This window comes from Micromonospora sp. URMC 107 (assembly GCF_051386315.1).
Classification (GTDB): domain Bacteria; phylum Actinomycetota; class Actinomycetes; order Mycobacteriales; family Micromonosporaceae; genus Micromonospora.
Window position 1 is genome coordinate 1 of sequence record NZ_JBPQTK010000206.1, and the last position, 6,125, is coordinate 6,125.

Here is a 6,125-nt window from a genome sequence, read left to right on the forward strand (position 1 = left end):
GGTGGCCGCCGGCCACCCGACCGGCGGCCACCCGACCGGCGGCCACCCGACCACCGGCGACACCCCGGCCGCTGACGCGACCGGCGACCACGGCGGCGCGTGGACGCTGCCGCGCGTGGTGGTCGCCGCGCCCGCCAGCGGGCACGGCAAGACCACCATCGCCACCGGGCTGCTCGCCGCGCTGCGCCGCCGTGGCCTGGTGGTCAGCCCGCACAAGGTCGGCCCCGACTACATCGACCCCGGCTACCACGCGCTCGCCGCCGGCCGGCCCGGCCGCAACCTCGACCCGTGGCTGGTCGGCGAGGAGCGGATCGCGCCGCTGCTGCGCCACGGCGCCGGCACCCCGACGCCCGCCGACATCGCCGTCGTCGAGGGCGTGATGGGGTTGCACGACGGCGCGGTCGGCCGCCGCGGGTACGCCTCCACCGCGCACGTCGCCCGGCTGGTCGACGCCCCGGTGCTGCTGGTGCTGGACACCACCGCGCAGGGCCGCTCCGCCGCAGCGCTCGCCCTGGGCATGGCCGCGTTCGACCCCGGCGTGCGGATCGGCGGGGTGATCCTCAACCGGGTCGGCTCGCCCCGGCACGAGTCGCTGCTGCGCGACGCGCTCGCCGAGGTCGGCGTGCCGGTGCTCGGCGCGGTCGCCCGCGCCGCCGAGGTCGCCGCCCCGGCGCGCCACCTCGGGCTGGTGCCGGTCGCCGAGCGGGCACCGGAGTCCCTGGCGATCGTGGCCGCCCTCGCCGACCTCGTCGCGGCCACCGTGGACCTGGACGCCGTGCTGGACCTGGCCCGCACCGCGGGCCCGCTGCACGCGCCGGCCTGGGACCCGGCCGCCGCCGTCGGCGGACCCGCCGGCGCCGAGCGCCCCGTGGTCGCGGTCGCGGGCGGGCCGGCCTTCACCTTCTCCTACGCCGAGACCGCCGAACTGCTCGCCGCGGCCGGCGCCACGGTGGCCCCCTTCGACCCGCTGCACGACCCCGCCCTGCCCGCCGGCACCCGCGCGGTGGTCGTCGGCGGCGGCTTCCCCGAGGCGTACGCGCCGCAGCTCGCCGGGAACGCCACGCTCCGCGCCGAGCTGGCCGACTTCGACGGCCCGGTCGTCGCCGAGTGCGCCGGCCTGCTCTACCTCGGCCGGCACCTCGACGGGGTGCCCATGTGCGGCCGGCTCGACCTCACCGCCCGGATGACCGACCGGCTCACCCTCGGCTACCGCGACGCCGTCGCCGTCACCGGCTCCCCGCTGCACCGCCCCGGCGACCCGGTACGCGGCCACGAGTTCCACCGCACCGTCACCGACCCCGGGCACGGCGACCGGCCGGCGTGGCGCTGGGACGGGGCCGAGCACGGCTTCGTCGACGGCCGGGTGCACGCCTCCTACCTGCACACGCACTGGGCCGGTCACCCGCACGCCGCCCGCCGCCTGGTCGAGGCGGCGAGCCGGTGACCGCGCCCGAGGGCCACGGCGCGCCGGGCGGGCGTGACGACGGCGTGCCGGGGGCCGGGCGCGGCGGCGCCGCGACGCTGACCGGGATCGGCGTCGGTCCCGGCGACCCCGAGCTGCTCACCCTGCGGGCGGCCCGGTTGCTGGCCGAGGCCGACGTGGTGTTCGTACCCGTGCTGGACCGGCTCGCCGCGGACAGCGACGCGCCCCCGGGCCGGGCCGAGACCACCGTGTCCGCGCACGTCGCGCCGGAGCGGCTGCGCCGGCTGCCGTTCGCCCTCGACGACCGCGGCGGGGTGACCGCCCGCCGGGAACGCGCCTGGGACGACGCCGCGCGGGCGGTGGTCGACGCGGTCGACGGCGGCGCCCGCGCGGTCGTCTTCGCCACCATCGGCGACCCGAACGTCTACTCCACCTTCGGCTACCTGGCGCAGGGCGTCCGCGCCCTGCGCCCGGCGGTCGAGGTGCGCACGGTCCCCGGGATCACCGCCATGCAGGACCTCGCGGCACGCAGCGGCGTGCCGCTCTGCGAGGGCCGGGAGCCGCTGACCCTGCTGCCGGCCACCGCCGGGCTGGCCCTCTTCGCCGAGGCGCTCGCCGGCCCGGGCACCGTCGTGGCCTACAAGGGCTGGCGGCGGCACGCCGAACTGGTCGCCGAACTGCGCCGGCAGGGCCGCCTCGGCGACGCCGTGCTGGGCCGGGGCCTCGGGCTGCCCGGCGAGCGGATCGGACCGGTCGCCGACGCGGCCGACGACCTGCCGTACCTGTCGACGCTGCTCGTCCCGGCCCGCCGGGACCGTAGGGGAGGAAAACTGTGAGCACCGCGCCGATCGCGGACCACGCCGACGACGGCGGGCCGACCAGCACGGGCAAGGTCTGGTTCGTCGGGGCCGGCCCCGGCGCGGCGGACCTGCTGACCCTGCGCGCCGCCCGGGTGATCGGCGCGGCCGACGTGGTGGTCTGGGCCGCCAGCCTGGTGCACGCCGACGTGCTCGCCCACGCCCGCGGTGACGCGGAGATCGTCGACTCGTCGCGGCTGCCGATCGAGGGCGTGCTGCCGCTCTACCAGCGCGCCGCCGCCGACGGGCTGACCGTGGCGCGGATCCACTCCGGCGACCCGGCGCTGTGGGGCGCGGTGCAGGAGCAGCTCGACCTGTGCCGGGCGCTCGGCCTGGCCGTGGAGATCGTCCCCGGCGTCTCGTCGTTCACCGCCGTCGCGGCGATCGTCGGCCGGGAACTCACCATCCCCGAGGTCGCCCAGTCGGTGATCCTCACCCGGCTGGAGGGCGGGAAGACCCCGATGCCGCCGGGGGAGCGGGTCCGCGACTTCGCCCGGCACGGCACCACCATGGCGCTGTTCCTCTCCGCCGCCCGTTCCGGCCAGGCACAGGCCGAGCTGCTGGCCGGCGGGTACCCGGCCGACACCCCGGTCGTGGTGGCGTACCAGGCGACCTGGCCCGACGAGCTGGTGGTGCGGTGCGCGCTCGGCGACCTGGAGGCCACCGTCAAGGAGCACAAGCTCTGGAAGCACACCCTCTTCCTGGTCGGCCCGGCGCTCGCCGCCGCCGGCACCCGCTCGCACCTCTACCACCCCGGGCACTTCCACACCTTCCGCCGGGCCGAGCCGGCCGCCCGCGCCGACCTGCGCCGTGCCCGCGCGGGCGGCGGGACACCGGGGGACGGGCGCGCCTGATGACGTACGCCGAGCCGCCGCTGCGCGAGCCGGACCTGCCGCGTACGGCGAAGGTCCGGCCCACCGCGCTGCGCACCGGGTGGACCACCGGCGCCTGCGCGACGGCGGCGACCAAGGCGGCGCTGACCGCCCTGGTCACCGGCGTGCCGCAGCGGGAGGTGGAGATCGGGCTGCCCGCCGGGCGGCGGGTCAGCTTCCCGGTGGCCCGCTGCGAGGTCGACGGCCGCTCGTGGGCGGAGGCGGTGGTGGTCAAGGACGCCGGTGACGACCCGGACGTCACGCACGGCGCCGAGCTGACCGCCACCGTCAGCTGGCGCGACGCGCCCGGGCTGCGCCTCGATGGCGGGCCGGGCGTCGGCACGGTCACCAAACCGGGCCTCGGCCTGCCCGTCGGCGGCCCGGCCATCAACGAGACCCCGCGCCGCATGATCGGCCAGGCCGTCGCCGAGGTCGTCGACCTGAGCGAGGTGGGCGTCCGGGTGGTGGTCAGCGTGCCGCGCGGCGAGATCATGGCCCGCAAGACCACCAACCGTCGGCTCGGCATCCTCGGCGGCATCTCCATCCTCGGCACCACCGGCGTCGTCCGCCCGTTCTCCACCGCCTCCTGGCGGGCCAGCGTGGTGCAGGCGGTGCACGTTATGGCCGCCCAGGGGGAGCGGACCGTGGTGCTCTGCACCGGCGGGCGCACCGAGCGGGCCGCCCGCGCGCTGCTGCCGGAGCTGCCCGAGGTGTGCTTCGTCGAGGTCGGCGACTTCACCGGCGCGGCCGTCACCGCCGCCGTGGGCGACGGGATGACCGGCGTGGTCTTCGTCGGCATGGCCGGCAAGCTGGCCAAGCTCGCCGCCGGCATCCTGATGACCCACTACACCCGGTCCAAGGTGGACCTGTCGCTGCTCGGGGCGGTCACCGCCGAGGCGGGCGGCGACGCCGAGCTGGTGGCGGCGGTCACCGCGGCGAACACCGGGCGGCACGCGTACGAGCTGTGGGAGGCCGCCGGGCTGCTCGGCCCCGCCGGCGACCTGCTCTGCCAGCGGGTGCGGCAGGTGCTGCTCCGTTTCGCCGGCAGCGCCGTCACCGCCGACGTCGCCATGGTCGACTTCGCCGGGGACCGGGTGGTCGCCTCCTCGGGCCGGTGGGCGGCGTGACCGGCGGCCAGCCGACCACGGGCGCCGGGCCGGCGGTGACCGTGGTGGGGATCGACGCGGCGGGCGGACCGGCGCACCCCGCCGCCGCGCCCGTGCTCGCCGGGGCCCGGCTGGTGGTCGGCGCGGCCCGGCACCTGGCCGCCGTACGCCTGCCGGCCGACGCCGACACCGTCGCCCTCGGGCCGCTCGCGCCCGCGCTGGGGCGGCTGGCCGACGCCGTCGCCGCCGGGGTTCCCGCCGTCGTCCTGGCCAGCGGCGATCCCGGGCTGTTCGGGGTGGTCCGGGCGTTGCGCGCGGCCGGGCTGCCGCTGCGGGTGCTGCCGGCCGTGTCCAGCGTGGCCGCCGCGTTCGCCCGCGCGGGCCTGCCCTGGGACGGCGCGGCCGTGGTCACCGCGCACGGCCGCGACCCGCGGCCCGCGCTGAACGCCTGCCGGGCGCTGCCCGCCGTCGCGGTGCTCACCGCCCCGGGCGCCGGGGCCGCCGAGCTGGGCGCCGGGCTGGTCGGCTGGACCCGCCGCCTGGTCGTCGCCGAACACCTCGGCACCGACGTCGAACGGCTCACCGAGACCACCCCCGAGGGGGCCGCCGGGCGCGACTGGGCCGACCCGCACGTGCTGCTCAGCCTGGCCGGCGAGCCCGGCGCGGCCGGGATGCGGGCGGACAACCAGCCGGCCGCCGCGCCGGCCGGCGGGTGGGCGCTGCCCGAGTCCGCCTACGCGCACCGCGATTCCATGATCACCAAATCGGAGGTACGCGCCCTCGCCGTGGCTCGGCTGCGTCCCCGCCTCGGCCGGCTGGTCTGGGACGTCGGCGCGGGCAGCGGCTCGGTCGGCATCGAGTGCGCCCTGCTCGGCGCGGCCGTGATCGCCGTGGACCGCGACCCGCGCGCCACCGTCGGCGCCAACGCCGCCCGGCACGGCGTCGACGTCCGGGTGGTGGCCGGCGCCGCCCCCGGGGCGCTGCGCGGGCTGCCCGATGCCGACGCCGTCTTCGTCGGGGGCGGCGGCACCGACGTGCTCGCCGCCGTGGCGCACCGCCGCCCCGACCGGGTGGTGGTCGCCCTCGCCGCCGTCGACCGGGTCGCCCCCGCCGTCGGGCTGCTGCGCGCCGCCGGCTACGCCGTGCAGGGCGTCCAGCTCTCCGCCGCCCGCCTCGCCGACCTGCCCGGCGGTTCCATCCGACTCGCGGCCACCAACCCGGTGGTCGTCCTCACCGGGGAGCGCCCGTGAACCACCCGCCCGCCGCCACGGACCAGCCGACCCGGATCGGGCTCGTCGCCGCCACCGCCGCCGGTCGGCGGCACGCCCGCATCCTCGCCGACGCCTGGCCGCACGCCCGCGTCGTCACGGCGGACACCGTCGCGGACGCGCTGCGCGCCGCCTGGGCCGGGTGCGACGCCGTGGTGGCGTTCCTGGCGACCGGGGCGGTCGTGCGCATCCTCGCGCCGCTGCTCGGCGACAAGCGCACCGACCCGGCCGTGGTGGTGGTCGACGAGGCGGCCCGGCACGCGGTCGCGCTGCTCGGCGGCCACGCCGGGGGCGCCAACGACCTCGCCGGGCGGGTCGGCGCGCTGCTCGACGCCGCCCCGGTGGTCACCACCGCCACCGACGCCGCCGGCCTGCCCGGGCTGGACACCCTCGGCTGGCCCGTCGAGGGCGCCGTCGCCGCCGTCAGCCGCGCCATCCTCGACGGCAATCCGGTGACGCTCGTCGCCGACGCCGCCTGGCCGCTGCCCGCCCTGCCCGACAACGTGCGCCCCGCCCCCGCCGGGCCGACGACCACGGCGGCGCGGCGCAGCTCGGTCACCGCGCGGGCGGTGCGCAGGTCCGGCGCGCCGGGCCCGAGG

At 79.2% G+C, this 6,125-nt stretch carries 5 protein-coding genes and 1 pseudogene; all 6 read left to right on the plus strand.

Features of this window, described 5'->3' with window-relative positions:
- Positions 1–106: 106 nt before the first annotated feature.
- Positions 107–1,444 (plus strand): cobyrinate a,c-diamide synthase, encoded by a 1,338-nt coding sequence (locus ACSNN9_RS27285; protein ID WP_436676147.1) that lies wholly within the window; start codon positions 107–109, stop codon positions 1,442–1,444.
- 44 nt (positions 1,445–1,488) lie between these two features.
- Complete coding sequence (gene cobI / locus ACSNN9_RS27290; RefSeq protein ID WP_436676148.1) at positions 1,489–2,259, plus strand: precorrin-2 C(20)-methyltransferase; 771 nt, start codon at positions 1,489–1,491, stop codon at positions 2,257–2,259.
- Positions 2,256–3,134 (plus strand): precorrin-4 C(11)-methyltransferase, encoded by an 879-nt coding sequence (gene cobM, locus ACSNN9_RS27295; RefSeq protein WP_436676143.1) that lies wholly within the window; start codon positions 2,256–2,258, stop codon positions 3,132–3,134. The genes cobI and cobM overlap by 4 nt, the downstream gene beginning before the upstream one ends.
- A complete protein-coding gene (locus ACSNN9_RS27300) occupies positions 3,134–4,279 on the plus strand; it encodes a cobalt-precorrin-5B (C(1))-methyltransferase (protein ID WP_436676144.1) in 1,146 nt (381 codons plus the stop codon). Before cobM ends, ACSNN9_RS27300 begins: the two co-directional genes overlap by 1 nt.
- Positions 4,267–5,508, plus strand: a complete 1,242-nt coding sequence (cbiE, locus tag ACSNN9_RS27305) for a precorrin-6y C5,15-methyltransferase (decarboxylating) subunit CbiE (RefSeq protein WP_436676146.1) — start codon at positions 4,267–4,269, stop codon at positions 5,506–5,508. The genes ACSNN9_RS27300 and cbiE overlap by 13 nt, the downstream gene beginning before the upstream one ends.
- Positions 5,505–6,125, plus strand: a pseudogene (locus ACSNN9_RS27310) (precorrin-3B C(17)-methyltransferase); the annotation flags it as partial. The gene cbiE and the pseudogene ACSNN9_RS27310, both read left to right, overlap by 4 nt.